This window comes from Streptomyces sp. NPDC021562, from assembly GCF_040640875.1.
Lineage (GTDB): Bacteria > Actinomycetota > Actinomycetes > Streptomycetales > Streptomycetaceae > Streptomyces.
Map to the genome: position 1 here is coordinate 458,634 of NZ_JBFACN010000001.1, position 14,951 is coordinate 473,584.

Annotated in this window: 13 protein-coding genes; 6 read left to right on the forward strand and 7 right to left on the reverse strand. The window is 71.9% G+C overall.

Translation table 11 applies throughout. The annotated features are described in order from the left end of the window. Positions 1-26: 26 nt before the first annotated feature. Positions 27-503 carry a roadblock/LC7 domain-containing protein gene (locus AB0G52_RS02125; protein ID WP_132890098.1) on the reverse strand — a complete coding sequence of 159 codons (477 nt, stop codon included), beginning with the start codon at positions 501-503 and terminating at the stop codon, positions 27-29. Next, a complete protein-coding gene (locus AB0G52_RS02130; RefSeq protein WP_361332832.1) occupies positions 500-2,989 on the reverse strand; it encodes an ATP-binding protein in 2,490 nt (829 codons plus the stop codon). Before AB0G52_RS02130 ends, AB0G52_RS02125 begins: the two co-directional genes overlap by 4 nt. A 320-nt stretch (positions 2,990-3,309) precedes the next feature. Here AB0G52_RS02130 and AB0G52_RS02135 point away from each other — a divergent pair, with 320 nt between their 5' ends. Next, positions 3,310-4,269 (forward strand): ABC transporter substrate-binding protein, encoded by a 960-nt coding sequence (locus AB0G52_RS02135; RefSeq protein WP_132890096.1) that lies wholly within the window; start codon positions 3,310-3,312, stop codon positions 4,267-4,269. 154 nt (positions 4,270-4,423) lie between these two features. Here the strand turns inward: AB0G52_RS02135 and AB0G52_RS02140 are convergent, their stop codons facing one another. Further along, complete coding sequence (locus tag AB0G52_RS02140) at positions 4,424-4,879, reverse strand: TerB family tellurite resistance protein (RefSeq protein WP_361332835.1); 456 nt, start codon at positions 4,877-4,879, stop codon at positions 4,424-4,426. A gap of 143 nt (positions 4,880-5,022) precedes the next feature. Here AB0G52_RS02140 and AB0G52_RS02145 point away from each other — a divergent pair, with 143 nt between their 5' ends. Both AB0G52_RS02145 and AB0G52_RS02150 read left to right on the forward strand, forming a co-directional pair. Beyond that, the gene (locus tag AB0G52_RS02145) at positions 5,023-5,385 is read left to right on the forward strand and encodes a metalloregulator ArsR/SmtB family transcription factor (protein WP_132890094.1); all 363 of its coding nucleotides are present in this window, start codon (positions 5,023-5,025) and stop codon (positions 5,383-5,385) included. Continuing rightward, positions 5,375-7,906 carry an HAD-IC family P-type ATPase gene (locus tag AB0G52_RS02150; RefSeq protein WP_361332838.1) on the forward strand — a complete coding sequence of 844 codons (2,532 nt, stop codon included), beginning with the start codon at positions 5,375-5,377 and terminating at the stop codon, positions 7,904-7,906. The genes AB0G52_RS02145 and AB0G52_RS02150 overlap by 11 nt, the downstream gene beginning before the upstream one ends. A gap of 79 nt (positions 7,907-7,985) precedes the next feature. On the opposite strand, the gene AB0G52_RS02155 is transcribed toward AB0G52_RS02150, so the two are convergent. The 3 genes from AB0G52_RS02155 to AB0G52_RS02165 form a co-directional block, all read right to left on the reverse strand. Beyond that, complete coding sequence (locus tag AB0G52_RS02155) at positions 7,986-9,029, reverse strand: sporulation protein (RefSeq protein WP_361332841.1); 1,044 nt, start codon at positions 9,027-9,029, stop codon at positions 7,986-7,988. Positions 9,030-9,221: 192 nt separating this feature from the next. Next, the gene (locus AB0G52_RS02160; protein ID WP_132890091.1) at positions 9,222-9,665 is read right to left on the reverse strand and encodes a DUF6114 domain-containing protein; all 444 of its coding nucleotides are present in this window, start codon (positions 9,663-9,665) and stop codon (positions 9,222-9,224) included. Continuing rightward, positions 9,665-10,366 (reverse strand): DUF6230 family protein, encoded by a 702-nt coding sequence (locus AB0G52_RS02165; protein ID WP_132890090.1) that lies wholly within the window; start codon positions 10,364-10,366, stop codon positions 9,665-9,667. Before AB0G52_RS02165 ends, AB0G52_RS02160 begins: the two co-directional genes overlap by 1 nt. A 614-nt stretch (positions 10,367-10,980) precedes the next feature. On the opposite strand from AB0G52_RS02165, the gene AB0G52_RS02170 reads away from it, so the two are divergent. Beyond that, positions 10,981-11,625, forward strand: a complete 645-nt coding sequence (locus tag AB0G52_RS02170) for a Tat pathway signal sequence domain protein (RefSeq protein ID WP_132890089.1) — start codon at positions 10,981-10,983, stop codon at positions 11,623-11,625. A gap of 17 nt (positions 11,626-11,642) precedes the next feature. Here AB0G52_RS02170 and AB0G52_RS02175 read toward each other — a convergent pair whose 3' ends face one another. Beyond that, positions 11,643-12,557, reverse strand: coding sequence for a lytic polysaccharide monooxygenase (locus AB0G52_RS02175; protein ID WP_361332846.1), 915 nt, complete (start codon positions 12,555-12,557; stop codon positions 11,643-11,645). A gap of 458 nt (positions 12,558-13,015) precedes the next feature. Between AB0G52_RS02175 and AB0G52_RS02180 the strand changes: the two genes are divergently transcribed. Continuing rightward, the gene (locus AB0G52_RS02180) at positions 13,016-13,663 is read left to right on the forward strand and encodes a ScbR family autoregulator-binding transcription factor (protein WP_132890087.1); all 648 of its coding nucleotides are present in this window, start codon (positions 13,016-13,018) and stop codon (positions 13,661-13,663) included. 67 nt (positions 13,664-13,730) lie between these two features. After that, a complete protein-coding gene (locus AB0G52_RS02185; RefSeq protein WP_361332849.1) occupies positions 13,731-14,891 on the forward strand; it encodes a damage-control phosphatase ARMT1 family protein in 1,161 nt (386 codons plus the stop codon). Positions 14,892-14,951 lie beyond the last annotated feature (60 nt).

The following is a 14,951-nucleotide window of genomic DNA, read 5'->3' on the forward strand; positions in this document are numbered from 1 at the left end:
GACCGGATCTCTACCTCAGATCCCGGTCAGCGCGTCTGTGGGACGCCGACGCTGTTCTTCAGCTCCAGGACGAGCTGGGGACTGAGGGCCGCACCGGCGCGGTTGGCGAACAACGTCATCTCGTAGGCGATGTTGCCGAGCTTGGCCTCGTTGTCGGCCACCACGCCGAGCACGGCGCCGTTGCCGATCGCGGAGACGATGACATGGCCGCCCTCCAGGTCGATGATGACCTTGTTGAGGCCGCCCAGCCCGTAGTTGCCGGAGGCGCCGGCGGCCAGGCTGGTGATGCCGGAGACGATCGCGGCCAGCCGCTCGGAATGGGCGCGCTCACGCAGTTCCGAGACGGCGATCAACAGGCCGTCGGAGGACACGGCGATCGCGTCGACCACGCCTGCGGTCTCGGTCGCGAAGCGGTTCAGCAGCCAGGTGAAGTCGGCTGCGGCCGCCTGCAGGTCGGTCGGCGTGACGCCGCCCGTCGGGGTGTCACCTGTCGACGTGCTCACTGCTCGGCTCCTTCCGGAAGGTGGATCTGGTCGTGCGGCGGATTCGTTCGGGGGTGCGGCGCGGGCCGCTCGTGACTGCCGGTGTCGCTGTCGCGCCGGGCGCGCTCCACCGCCGCCTCGAACTCGTCGAGGGCGGCCCGCTCGGCCTCGGCGTCACGGGTGCGCGGCGGCTGGGAGAGGGCCTGGGCGGCGCCGACGGTGGTCCGCAGGGTGGCGCCGCGTACCCGGCGGCGCAGGGGGCGGCTGCCGTCGGCGGTGTCGGCCGGGGGCTCGCCGGAGCGCGCGGCCGGGATCTGCGGGGCCGTCCCGGCGTCGGCGGCCGGCTCGCGGCGCGGCACCCGGCGGGGGAGCGGGCCCTCGGACTCCGCGGCGGCCTGCGCCGGGCCGGTGGCCCAGCTCGGCGTGGCCGCGCCGGTGCGCGCCGGGGCCGGGCCGGCCGGCACCGAGGCGGCCGGGGTCGGTCCGGTCGGCTCGGTCGGTGCCGTCGGCTCCACGGTGAGCGGGCTGCCGGCGGTGTCGGCCACCGCGCTCATCGTGAGCAGCAGGCGTGCGGGCAGGGTCACTTCGGCGGTGACGCCACCACCCGGGGTCCGGGTCAGCTCGACACCGATCTCCCAGCGCCGGGCCAGCGCACCCACCACGAACAGGCCGAGCACCTTGGTCGGCACCAGGTCGAGGCGCTCACGGCGGATCAGCCGCTGGTTCTCCTCGGCCAGCCGCTCGGCGCTCATGCCGAGACCGTGGTCGGTGACCACGATGTGCGCACCGGCGTCGCCGGCCCGCACGGTCACCTCGACCGGGCTGCCCGCAGGTGAGAACGACACCGCGTTCTCCAGGAGTTCGGCCACCATCAGGGTGAGGTCGCCGATGATGTCCGGCTCGATCACGGCGTCCGTGCCGGCGTACAGCCGTACCCGCTGGTACCCCTCGATCTGGCCGAGCGCGGCCCGCACGACGTTGGACACCGGGGTGGGCCCGGCGGCCAGCACGGTCTCGCGGATGCCGGCCAGCAGCATCAGGCTGTCGGCGTTGCGGCGCAGACGGACGGCGATGTGGTCGATGGAGTAGAGGCGTTCCAGGAGCGCCGGGTCGGTCTCGGCCCGCTCCACCGCGTCGATGAAGGCCAGCTGGCGGGTGGTCAGGTTGCTGACGCGGCGGCCGACGTTGCCGAACATCTCGGCGGTGTTGCGGCGGCTGAGCACCTGGCGTTCCAGCAGCGCCGCGGCCGTGGTCTGCACCTGGTTGAACGCCTCGGCCAGGTCGCCGATCTCGTCCCGGGCGGTGACCGGCATGTCCCGCAGCCGGGGCGGGCCGGCGTCCTCGGCGTCGTCGTCGGCGACCCGGGCGAGTTCGCGGCCCGCCACCTCGGCGACCTCGTGCGCCACCCCGGTCAGGGCCTGCACGGGGCGGATCACCGAGCGGCGCACCAGCACCGACAGGGCGAGCCACAGGACGAAGCCGAGCAGCGCGCCGGTCAGCAGCCAGATCGCGTGCCAGCGGGCGGAGTCGGCGGCGGCGTCGGCGCGGTCGGCGATCTGGCCGATGAGCGAGGTGGTGATGGCCAGCCGGGCGGCGGCCTGGTCGAGGTAGGCGGGGTAGTCGCTCAGCGCGTCCTTGACCGCCCGCTGGATCTGGTCCGTGCTGCCCGACACCAGCTTGGTCGGGTCGATCTGCAGCTCGGCGAAGGACTGGGCGATCCTGCCCTGCGCCTTGGTGTGTTCGAGACCGGCGAGCTGCTCGGCCTGCCCGTCGGAGGCGAACCGGCCGAACCGGTCGGCCTGGTGCTGGTAGAGGTCGTAGGCGCCGACCGCGTTGGTGAACTCGATCAGCGCGTTGGTGTCCCCGGTGGTCGCAGCCAGCACGTTGGTCTCGAAGGCGCCGTGGGCGGCGTCCGCGCGCAGCAGGGAGTCCAGCAGGTTGCCGGTGAAGGTCGAGGCGAGGTTGGTGTTGCGGTCCAGCCCGAGGCCGTCGATCAGGTCGTTGGACGCGTTGGAGTAGGCCGGGTCGATGTTGTCGGCCGGCAGGTACGCCTGCTCGACGGAGTCGCGCAGGCTGGACAGGCCCTCGACCTGCCGGAGGGCGTCCGCCTCGGTGCCCGGCAGCCGGTCGCCGAAGGTCTGACGGACCTTCTTGACCTGGGAGTCCACGGCGTCCTGGGCGGCCTGGTAGGCGCGCGGCGAGGGCCTGGCGTTCCCGGACTCGTACCGCGCGGAGAGCAGGATCGCCTGCTGGTGTTCCGCCTCCACCGTGTCCACGAGCCGCGCCACCTGGGTGCTGTCCCGGACCAGCTGCGCCGCGGAGTCCGCGCTGGTGGACTGGTCCAGCAGGTCGGTGAAGACATACGCCAGCAGTACGGCGATGACGGCGAGCGGTACTCCGACCAGCAGGTTGAGCTTGCGCCGGAAGGGCCAACGGTCGGCGAATCCCCGGATCCCGCCCCGCTGCGGGGTGGGACGGACGGGCGCGTCCACCTGGTTCGTGGACACCGGGCCTCCTTCATCAGGGTGTCTGGTCGATGGGGGCGTCTTCACCCCGAGCTGTTGCGGAACGACACCGAGTAGCGGGCCCCGTGCACCGCTGTGACCGATATCAACTGCGGTGAGACTACAGCGTCCTTGAAGCGCCGTTCCGCTTGCTCTTTATCAAGAATCCGTTACAAAGAGACCGCTCTCCATCCACAACTGGCCACGGATCGAAGCCAATCGGTGACCCGGAGACACTTGACTGACCGAGAAGGGGCTGGATTGGATCGTGTGGAGTGGTTCGCAACACCCCCACCCTTCCCTCAGCTCCCGGAACGGCAACCGTGACTTCCAACACCCTTCCCAGCAGGTCAATCCGGACATACCGAGGTGCGGCGGCCGTCGCGCTCGCCGCGACGACGGCCCTGCTGGCGGGCTGTTCCTCCTCCAGCGGCAGCAAGTCCGACCCGCTGTCGGACAGCAAGGCGAGCGGCGACACCGTCGTCGTCGGCTCCAACAACTTCGCCGAGAGCACCCTGATCGCGGACATCTACGGCGAAGCGCTCAAGGCCAAGGGTGTCAAGGTCACTTACAAGCCCAACATCGGCAGTCGCGAGACCACCTACGGTCTGCTCAAGAACGGATCGATCTCGGTCCTGCCCGAGTACAACGGCGCCCTGCTCGCCTACCTCGACCCCAAGGCCGCTCCGAAGACGATCGACGAGACGACCAAGGCCATCGAGGCCAAGCTGGACTCCAAGCTGACGCTGCTGAACCCGGCGGACGCGCAGGACAAGGACACGGTGACCCTCAACGCGGCGACCGCCGCCAAGTACAACCTCACCGCGAAGTCCTCCATAGCCGACCTCAAGGACATCGCCAAGGACCTGGTCATCGGCGCCTCGCCGGAGTTCCAGACCCGGCAGCAGGGCCTGGTCGGCCTGAAGTCCGTGTACGGCCTGGAGTTCAAGTCCTTCAAGGCGCTCGACGCGGGCGGCGCGCTGACGGAGGCCGCCCTCACGAAGAACGCGGTACAGGCCGCGGACATCTTCAGCACGGACCCGACCATCACCAAGGAGAAGTTCGTCGTCCTGCAGGACCCGGAGAACCTCTTCGGTTTCGAGAACGTCCAGCCCCTGGTCTACAAGAGCGCCCTGAACCAGACGGCCGTCGACGCCCTCAACGCCGTCTCCGCCAAGCTGGACACGGCGACCCTGCTGGACCTGGACACCCAGGTGCAGTCGGACAACAAGGACCCGCTGGACGTCGCCAAGGCCTGGCTGAAGAAGGCCGGCCTCAGCTGACCCTTCGGGTCGCCCCGGCGGCGACGGCCTCGGACACCCGGACCCGTCCGGTACGCCGGGGCCGTCGCCGACCCGGGCCGGGCCGCGGCCCGGCCCGCACGGGGCCGGGCCGCGAGCCGACGGCAGTGAGCGGATCCCCTGCCGGCGGCGCCGGTCAGAGGTCGAACTCGTGCGGCGGCAGGTCGAGCGTGTAGCACGCCTCGCGCACCACGGCCTGCTCCGTCTTGTCGAAGTCGCCGTCCGCGCCGCCGATCACGATGCCGATCTGGATGACGGCACGCGCCTCGGCCGGCTTCTTCTTCGCCTTGGCGACCTCCTGGAGCACGCTCACCTTGCCGAAGGCGAAGTCGGTGGTCAGCTTGTTCAGGTTCTCCTCGAAACGACGGCGCAGGTCGTCCGTCGGGAAGTTCTGCAACACCTCGTTGGTGGCGATGAGCTGGGCCACCCGCTGCCGCTCCGCCGGATCGATGGTGCCGTCGGCGGCCGCCACGAGCGCGCACATCGCCATGCTCGCGTCGCGGAACGCACCGCTCTTCAGGTCGTTCTTCTTCGCCACGAGCTGGGTCTGCATCTGCGTCGCGGAATCCTTGATGCGGTCCCACAGGGCCATGCGCATTCACTCCTCGGTAGACGACAAGGGGCTTGCTTGCCGGCAGAGCAACTTCTACAACACCGTAGAAACTGACCCGGCCGACGATAAGTTCCCGCGTCCTAAACTGGTTCCTCGACGCGGTGGACAGGAGGACGGCAACGGTGGCGACAGAGCCCGGCAGAGGCGACGACGACCCGGGTGCGGACGTGCTCACGGAAGCGGCCGCCGCCTTCGGGCTGCTCGCCTCGCCCGCCCGGCTGCACATCGTCTGGGCGCTGGCCCAGGGCGAGAGCGACGTCACCGGCCTCGCCGAGCGGGTCGGCGGCGCGCTGCCCGCCGTCAGCCAGCACCTCACCAAGCTGAAGCTCGCCGGTCTGGTGCGCTCCCGCCGGGAGGGCCGTCGCCAGGTGTACCTCGTGGACGACCCGGACGTCGTCGACGTGGCACAGCTGCTCGTCGGCCGCCTCACCGCCCGCACCACCGCCGCCGACGTCCCGGCACCCCGCCGGCTCCATGGCCTCTGAGGACGAGGCCGCCACCTCCCTGCAGGTGCTGCGCCGACTGGACACGGGACCGCGCGGGCTCACCGAGGCCGAGGCCGCGGCCCGGCTCGCCGAGGCCGGCGAGAACACCCCGCCCCGCCCGGGCACCGCCCGCCGGCCACCGCGCTGCGTGCGTGCCCTGCGCGACCCGTTCACCGCGGTGCTGCTCGTCCTCGGCCTGGCCTCGGCCCTCGTCGCCTCCTGGGGCACGGCCGTCGTGATCCTCGCCCTGGTCGCGGTCAGCGCCGCCCTGCGGGCCGCCGGCGAGCACCGCGCCGACCGCTCGCTGGCGGCCCTGCGCCAACTCGTCGCGGGCACCGCCACTGTGCTGCGCCGCGCCGGCCCGGACGTGGAGCCGCGGACCCGCGAGGTCGCGGTCGCCGACCTGGTCCCCGGCGACGTCGTACGGCTCGGCCCGGGCGACCTGGTGCCCGCCGACGTACGACTGCTGCGCGCCCGGGGGCTGACGGTGCACCAGGCCGTGCTCACCGGTGAGTCGGCGCCCGTCGCCAAGGCCGCCCTCGACGTGCCCCGGCCCGCCGGTCCCGGCCCCTTCGACGAGCCCCACCTCTGTTTCCAGGGCAGCGGCGTCGCCTCCGGCAGTGCCACGGCGGTGGTCGTGGCGACGGGGGAGCGGACCCGGTTCGCCGCCGCCCGGGGCGCCGCCGGGGGACGGCGGGAGGCGAGCGCCTTCGACCGGTCCGTGCACGGGATCTCCTGGGTGCTGATCCGGTTCATGCTGCTCACCCCGCCCCTGGTCCTCATGGCCAACGCCGGTCTGCGCGGACGTGGTCTGGAGACGCTGCCCTTCGCGGTCGCGGTCGCCGTCGGCCTCACCCCCGAGATGCTCCCGGTGGTCGTCACCACCTGTCTGGCCCGGGGCGCCGCGCTGCTCGCCCGAGCCCACCGGGTCGTCGTACGGCGGCTGCCCGCGCTGCACGACCTGGGCGCCGCCGACGTGCTCTGCCTGGACAAGACCGGCACGCTCACCCAGGACCGGCCCGTCGTCGAACGCGCGCTCGGACCGGACGGCGAGGAGGACCCCGAGGTACTGCGCTGGGCGGCCGTCGGCGCCTGGTGGACCCTCCAGCTCGCCGAACTCCCCGCCCCCGACGCCCTCGACGAGGCCCTGCTCACGGCGGCCGGACCGGTGGGGGAGGAGTACGACGGCATCGGCGCCGTGCCCTTCGACCCCGAGCGGCGCACCGCCACCGCCGTCGTCACCGGCCTGCCGGGCAGCCCTCTCCTCATCACCAAGGGCGCCGCCGAGGCCGTACTGGACCGCTGCGCCCTGGACCCCGCCGAACGCGAGCGCCTCCTCGCCCTCGCCGCCCGCGAGGCCGCCACCGGGCTGCGCGTCCTGGCCGTCGCCACCACCGAACTCCCCGGCGCCGGGCCGCGCTCGCGCGGGGGGACCCCTGCCGCCCGCGGCCGCGCGTACCCCGCCGCCGACGCGCACGGCCTCACCTTCCGGGGACTGGTCACCTTCCGCGACACGCTCGCCCCCGGCGCCGCCGAGGCCCTGCGCACCCTCACCGGCCTCGGTATGACCGTCCGCGTGCTCACCGGCGACCATCCGGCGACGGCGGCCCGGGTCTGCCGGGAACTCGGCCTGGACCCCGGCCGGGTGGTCGTGGCCGGCGATCCCCTCGACCTGGACGCCACGGTCGTCGCCCGCTGCACCGCCGAGGACAAGGCCCGGGTCGTCGCCGGTCTGCGCGCCGCCGGGCACACCGTCGGGTTCCTCGGCGACGGGGTCAACGACGTCGCCGCCCTGCGCGCCGCCGACGTCGGCATCGCCCCCCGTACCGCCGTGGACCTCGCCCGTGAGACCGCCGACGTGGTGCTCGCCGAGAAGGACCTCGGCGCGATCGGGCACGCCGTCACCGCCGGCCGGCACAGCAGCGCCAACATCGCCTCCTATCTACGGGTCACGCTCTCCTCCAACCTCGGCAACGTCATCGCGATGCTCTCCGCCGGCCTGCTGCTGCCCTTCCTGCCGATGCTCCCGGCCCAGGTGCTCGCCCAGAACCTCTGCTTCGACGCCGCCCAGCTGGCCTTCGCCCACGACCGCCCGCGACCCGCGGCGCTGCGTCGGCCGACCGCGCTGCGGCCACCTGCGTTCCTGCGGTTCATCACCGGTTTCGGGGTGCTGAACGCGGTCGCCGACCTCGCCACCCTCGGCGTCCTCGCGCTCGCCCTGCGCGGGCACGACGCCCTCGACGACCAGGCGGTCTTCCACTCGGCCTGGTTCACCGAGAACCTCCTCACCCAGGCCCTGGTGATGTACCTGCTGCGCGGCGGCAGCCACCGCGGACCCATCGGCCGGGCCGCAGCCGCCCTCGCCGCCGTCGGTCTGCTGCTGCCGCCGAGCCCGCTGGGCGCGGCCCTGGGCATGACCGGACTGCCACCCGCCTTCCACCTGCTGCTCGCCGCCGTCCTCGCCCTGTACGCCCTGGCCCTGCGGGCGGCACGCGCCCGCCACGACGGGCTCCGGCCGTGAACCGCGGGGCGAAGGCGAGGAGACCGGACGAGGCGGCGGCCGGCGGCGGCCCCGCCCGGCCGCCCCGGGGCCCAGGACCCTAGTCCTCGTCCCCGCCGTCCCCGCCGTCCTCTTCGTCTCCCTCGAAGAAGTCACCGATCTCGTCGCACACTTCGGCCGCCACCATTCCGCCGACCACGCCCACCGCGAGGCCCGCCGCACCCGCGGCGACCGCCGTGCCCAGGCCCGGTCCGGAGCGGTGGTGGCCGTCGTGGTCCCCGCCGTGGTGCGGGCTGCCGTGGTGATGCTCGCCGTAGTACTGCTCGCCGTAGTGCTCGCCGTGCCCGTAGGCCGCGTGGGTGCCGTAGGACTCGCGGTGGGCGATCAACTGGCGGATCCAGCCGTCGACCTCGCTGTTCCAGTCGAGGGCGTGGGTGTCCTCGTGGCGCACCGTGAACCGGGCCAGCGCGTCCTGCCCGGAGGAGTACGGCCCACCGCGCTTGTCCGCCTCCAGCACCACCTCCAGACCCGTGGGGGAGGCGAGGAAGGTCAGCTCGACCTCCTGGACCGCGTGCGCGTACTGCGGCGCCGGGGTCAGCTCCACCTCCTGGTAGAACGGCAACTGCTGGCCGGTGCCGCCGATCCGGCCGTACTCCAGGTCCGCCGAGCGGAAACCGAAGCCCAGTTGTCCGAGGGCCTCCAGGACCGCCTCCTGGACCGGCAGCGGCCCGACGGCGAGCGGATCCAGATCGCCCTTGTCCCGGGCGCCGGCCACTCCGACCTCCGTGCGCACGCCGAGCACGATGCCCAGCGGCTGGCCGTACAGCTCGGTCACCGGCGTCTCCCACGGCAGCGGCACGGCGAACGGCACCTCCCGCTCCTCCTCCGCCCCGAGCCGGAAGCCGCCGCCCAGGGTGAACCGCTCGAAGACGACCGCGCCCTCGCTCTCCCCCTCCTCGTGCTCAGCCTCCACACGGGCGAGCAGGTCGAGCCCGATGTGCTCGACCTCCACCGCCGCCGAACCGCCCTTCAGCCACACCCGCCCCGTCAGCATTCCGCCGGGCACCACTGCGCCGCCGTCCAGCACCGTGTCCACCGAGGGTCCGCCGACCCCGATCGCCCCCAGCAGCCGCTTGAACACCATGACCCCGCCGCTCCTTCACCGCACTCGTCCCTCACACCCGGACGGCACCACGCCCTCCAGCTGTCCGATGAACTGGCAAGAACGGCAAAGAAGTTCCCAAGTCACCTGTTCGGGTGAGCGGGGTGCTCCGAAAAGCACCCCGGACGCACGAAGGAGGCGGACCGAGTACATCGGTCCGCCTCCTCCGAAAGGTCAGGCCGGCTCTCCCGCACCGTCTCCGAACCCCTGCGCGGTCGCCCGCGCGGCCTTGCGCCGCTGCCGCCGGCTCACCCGCGGCTCCTGGTCCGGCAGCCAGCCGAAGGTGATGCAGCTGCCGACGGCCCCCAGGAGCAGGCCGATCACGAAACCGCCGATGTTCGAGGTGAGCCACGTCCCCAGGGAGAGCAGGATGCCGAGGACGGAGTAGAAGAGGCGCTGGGCCGGGTTGAAGACGATCAGCAGGCCGCAGACCACCATCAGGGACGGCAGCAGGTAACCCGCCAAGCCCTGCATGCCGATGTGCAGGATGACCGGAAGGGGTGCCTTCATGGTCACCAGGATCTCGGCGCCGCCCAGTACGAGCAGCACGCCTCCCAGGAAGGGCCGTCGCCCTCGCCAGAGCCGGAAGCGCTCTCGCCGTGTCCCCGTGCCGTCCATCAGGGGCAGCCGTCGGTGCTGAACGACATGTGCAGGTTGGGAAGCTTGAACACGGCCGCGGTGGCGGCGTAGTTGTGCTGGTAGAGGTTCTCGATGACGACGCTGTCGGCCTGCTGACCGTAGACGCCCCTGGGGCCCTGGACGCCGGCCTTGTCGAAGGTGCTGGCGTCGCGGCCGATCTCGATGTTGTTGAAGGTGGCGTCGCCCTTGATGTCGTCGGAGTCGATCGACAGGTTCGACACGGACACCGGCCTGGCGCCTCCGCCCGCCTTGAGCAGGAGCTGGATGCCGCCGAGGTCGACGCTCTGGCACATGTTGGTGATCGTGCCGTTCTTCACCACCGACGTGACGACCAGCTCCTGGCCGCCGGTGTCACCGGCGTTGGGGCTGTTGTCGATCATGTTGTCGAGGCTGCCGAACTGCTCGAAACCGGTGCCGTCGAGCCGGTCGGCCTTGACCACGAACGGCATGCCGGAGATGGCGAACTGCACTCCGAGCACCCCCTGCGCGGTGAAGATCGCGAGACCGGCGGCGGCCAGCGTGGCCGGCACGGCCATCACCGCGGCCCGGCGTGCCCGGACCCGTCCCCGTCTCTGTACCCCTCCGGTGGCCCCGGTGGTCTCTGGTGTGTCGGAAAGAGAACCGCTTCCCGGGTTCTCTGGCGTGTTGTCGGCGGACGGAACGTCCGGGGACGAGGCCATGTCTGCTCCCATGCATTAGTCACGCGGGTTGGGCTTCAGCGGCACGTTGTCCTGGCGCGGACAGCGGCTGCCACGCACGCCTCCTCGCAACTCCCGGCGGGCGCAAGGGCTTTCTCGTTACGCAGCAGTAGCCAAGGCGAAAGTTACCGGCGGTTACTTTTCAGGGTCAAGACAGTTGTGAAAAAAGGGTGTTGAATTCGCGTCAGTTGTGTTCCGACCATGCATTTCCTTGATCAGTTGCTCAACTTCCGTGATCAGCCTTGACGTTGACGCTTGATCAGGTCTACAACTCTCCCTGGTTTCCACCGGATCCGTGGCGCCGGATCCGCCGAGCGGCATCGACCGCTTCCCGGCCTCCTCGATCACCGCTCCGCTCAGCGGCGTCGGCACGGTCGCTTCCCCCCAGGGGCTGTGCCCGAACGCCCTCAACCGGTCCGGCCGGAGACCCAACCCCCCCAGGCTTCCGGCCGGCCCGGCTCGGCTGCCGTTGCCGGCCCGTGACGTACGGAGAAGGCGTCACGGCCCGGCAACGGCTGGCGCCGCGCAACCGCGCGCCCCTTCGAACCCCCCACCCCCACCTCACGCAAGTCCCCCTAAGAAAGAGGCAAACCCGCATGCGTACGCGATCCCTTCTTGCCCTCGCAGGTACCGTCGTCGCCCTCTCCGTCGCGGCCACCGTCCCGGCCTCCGCGGACGGCGCGGTGCTGACCACGGGCAGCGCCGGCGGCACCGCCGTCGCCGTCGGTGACACCCTCAGCGCGTCGCTGGCCAGTGGAACTTCCGCCACGCTCTACTCCAGCGCCACCAGCACCAGCGGCATCAAGTGCTCGACCTCGACCTTCACCGCGACGGTCACGGACAACCCGGCGGCCTCCGGCACCGCCACCGAGTCGGTCACCGGGCAGACCTTCGGCAACTGCACCAGCAACGTGCTCGGTGTGACCGGTGTCTCCAGCATCACGGTCGACAACCTGCCCTACGCCAACGCGGTCGCCTCGGGCGGCGCGCTCGCGGTCACCCCGGCGAGCGGCTCGACCATCCAGACCACGGTCAAGCTCACCACCCTGCTGGGCAGCATCACCTGTGTCTACCAGGCCCCCAGCCTGAACGGCACGACCGACAACAGCGACAACAGCGTCAACTTCAGCAACCAGGCGTTCACGAAGACCTCAGGCTCGTCGCTCTGCCCGTCCGCCGGCTACTTCACCGCGAAGTACGCCCCGGTCACCGACAACGGCGCGTCCGTCTTCGTGAACTGACGTCCTGACCCGAGGCGTCAGCGTCGACGCAGACGCAACGCCAGGGCGGCGCCCCCGGTGAGCACCAGCACCGCGGCGGCGCCGCCCGCCACCAGTGGCGCCGACGGGCCCGATCCGGAGGCGGTGTCGGAGGCCACCGGAGCACTGTCGGCGGCGGTGGTGGTTCCGGTCGTTGGGGCGACCGGGGCCGCCGCCGTCTTCCGCGCCGAGGGCGCGGCGCTCGGCGCGGCGGTTGGGGTCGACGCGGCGCCGGCCTGGGCCCTCGTGCCGCCCGTCGCCCCGCCGGCGGCCCTCTTGGTCGTGAACACCACGTCGGAACACGAGTAGTAGGTGTCCGGCGTGCTGCTGTTCTGCCAGATCGTGTACAGCAGCTGGCGCCCCGTCCGGTCGGCCGGCAGCTTCGCGCCGAAGTGGTACGCGCCGTTCGTCAGCGGCGGGTCCTTGATCTCGGCGAAGGGCCGCGCCGGGAGATCCGACCACGTGAGCGGCTTCGACGGATCGTAGCCCGGCTTCGTCAGATACAGCTTGAACGTTCCGGTGTGCGCGATCGTCGCGGTGTACGTCATCGTCATCCGGGCGCCCGGCGTCAGCCGGGTCGCGGGCCAGTCCGCGCGCGCCAGGTCGAGCCCCCGGTACGCCGGCAGGCCGCCGCTGCACAGTCTCCCGTCCGGAATCACCTGCCGGTCCCGGCCGTTCACGCCCGCCACCCGCAGGTCGTCCCAGGTGACGAAGGTCTGCCCGCTCGCCGCGATCGCCGCTTTGCAGGCCGCCGTCGTGGCGCTGCCGCCACTGGGCGAGCAGGCATAGGCGCGGCTGACGGGATCGGTGGGTGCGCCGTGCGCGCGGGCGGACCCCGCCGCCCACGACAGCAGCAGCAGCGGAGCCGCCGCGGCGGCTCCCACGACTCTCAACTGGGCGGTCGTCCGGGTCATCCGGGACGTCTCCTCGGCAGGCGCGGGTACGGGTGTGCCGAGTGAGTACGGACATCGGGAGCGCACCGTTCAGTGCGGTTGATCACAGGGCCGGTCGAAGTATCCGCCGCCGACCGGCTCGTCCCCTTATGGGCTTCCCCCTGGGCGTACCGGGCGGCATTGAGAACCAACCGTCCGGCTCGTATCGTGGCGATCACCGTTGTGCGCCACACCGCCCGCACCGTTTCCGGAAACCGGCACGAACCCGAGGGAGGGGCGCGTTCTGCTCTCGTCCGTTCGTGCACGGTGGGCGCCGATCGGGCGGTCGGGCGCACCGCGCACACGTGTCCGTCACCAGGTCCGCACAGTTGCCTCACGCTGCCGCACGGTGAGCTATCGTGTGCACGGGGTGAAAAACAAACCGCATGCCCCGTCGGTTTGGAACGCAGAGCCGTAAGCCGTGAAGGAGCGTTGAGTCGATGGCGAGGCAGTTACGCGCGGAGCAGACCCGCGCCACGATCATCACGGCCGCCGCCGACCTTTTCGACCGGCACGGCTACGAATCCACCAGCCTGAGCGAGATCGTCGAACACGCGAAGGTCACCAAGGGGGCGCTGTACTTCCACTTCGCCGCCAAGGAGGACCTGGCGCACGCCATCATGGAGCTCCAGTCCCGCACCTCCAGCCAGTTGGTGCGCGAGATGGACAGCCGCGGCTACTCCTCGCTGGAGGCCCTGATGCGCACCACGTTCGCCATCGCCCGGCTCTCCGTCGACGGCCCGATCCCGCGCGCCGGTCTGCGGCTCGCCACCGCCGACGTCTCCGTGAAGCCGCCGCTCAGACACCCGTTCACGGAGTGGCTGGAGTTCGCCACCCGCAAACTCATGGGCGCGGTCAAGGAGTCCGACGTGCACCCGGACATAGACGTGGGGGCGGTCGCGCACTCGCTGGTCTGCTTCTTCGTCGGGACCCGGGTGGCCGGCCGCAACCTGGAGCCGGTGGCCCGGCTGCCGCGCCGGGTAGCGGAGATGTGGCACCTGATGATCCGCAGCCTGGTCCCGGTGCACCGGCGCGCCCGCTACCTGACCCTCGCCACCCAGCTGGAGCGCGAGATCAGAACAGCATGACCAGAACCGCGTGACCGGCACTCACGGTCCGGCGGAGCCGGGCGGTGCGCGCGATAGCGTGGCGCACATGCCCGACTCCGCCGCCGCACCCGTGATCCTCGGTACCACCGGCCCCTTCCCGCGCAGCGTGCTGGCCGAGCGGCACCCCGCGATCATCCGCCAGGTGCGGGACGCCTTCCCGTACGGCCCCGAACAGCGGCGCGCCCTCGACGAACTGCTGCTCAACTGCACCGAGGGCGTCATCGAACCCCTGCCGGACGATGCCGGGGTGTGGCGCGACCGGGGACTGGACACCTACGCCGGACGCTCCTGGTTCGACGTGCCGTGGCTGTGGTCCGAGAGCTGGTTCTACCGCCGGCTCCTCGGCGCCGTCGGCTACTTCGGCCCAGGTCCCTGGCAGGGCATCGACCCGTTCCGCCCGGTCAAGCTCGCCGAACTCGACGCCGGGGAGACCGACGACGAACTGGCCGCCCTCGACGCCCTCGACGACGACCCCGGCCCCGCCCTGCTGCACGGCTCGCTCTGGGGCAACCGCGCGGACCTCGGCTTCCGTCTCGCCGCCGAGTCGGGCGAGGCGGACTTCGCCCTGGTCGCCGACGACAGCGCCGCGCTCCGGCCGCTGCTGCGGGGCGGCACGCTGTGCCTGGTCGCCGACAACGCGGGCCGTGAACTCGTCCCCGACCTGCTGCTGATCGCCCACCTCCTGGACACCGGGGGCGCGGACCGCGCGGTCCTGCACGTCAAGCCGTACCCCTACTACGTCTCCGACGCCACCACCGCCGACGTGCTCGACGCCCTGCGCAGGCTCACCGCGGCCCCGGGCGCCGCCGCGCGGTACGGCCGTACGCTCTGGTCCGCCATGACCGACGGCCGCCTCGTGGTACGCGCCCATCCGTTCTCCTGCGCCCCGCTGCCGTACGCCGAGATGCCGGACGACCTGCGTGCCGAGTTCGCCGCCGCCGCGCTGACGATCTTCAAGGGGGACCTCAACTACCGCCGTCTGGTGGGCGATCGTCTCTGGCCGCCGACCACCCCCTTCGCCGACGTCACGGACTGGTTCCCGGGACCGGTGGCCGCGCTGCGCACCCTCAAGTCGGACGTGGTCACCGGCCTCGCCGCGGACACCGTGGCGGCCCTGGACGCGGCCGAGGGACAGCGTTGGCGGACGGCCGGCACCCACGCCCTGATCCAGGTCAACGCCAACTCCGAGCCGAAGGCCCACGCGTAGGGCGCGCGCAACCGAACGGGGCGGCCGTACGACCACGGGGGCCGGCGAAGTCAGCGGAAC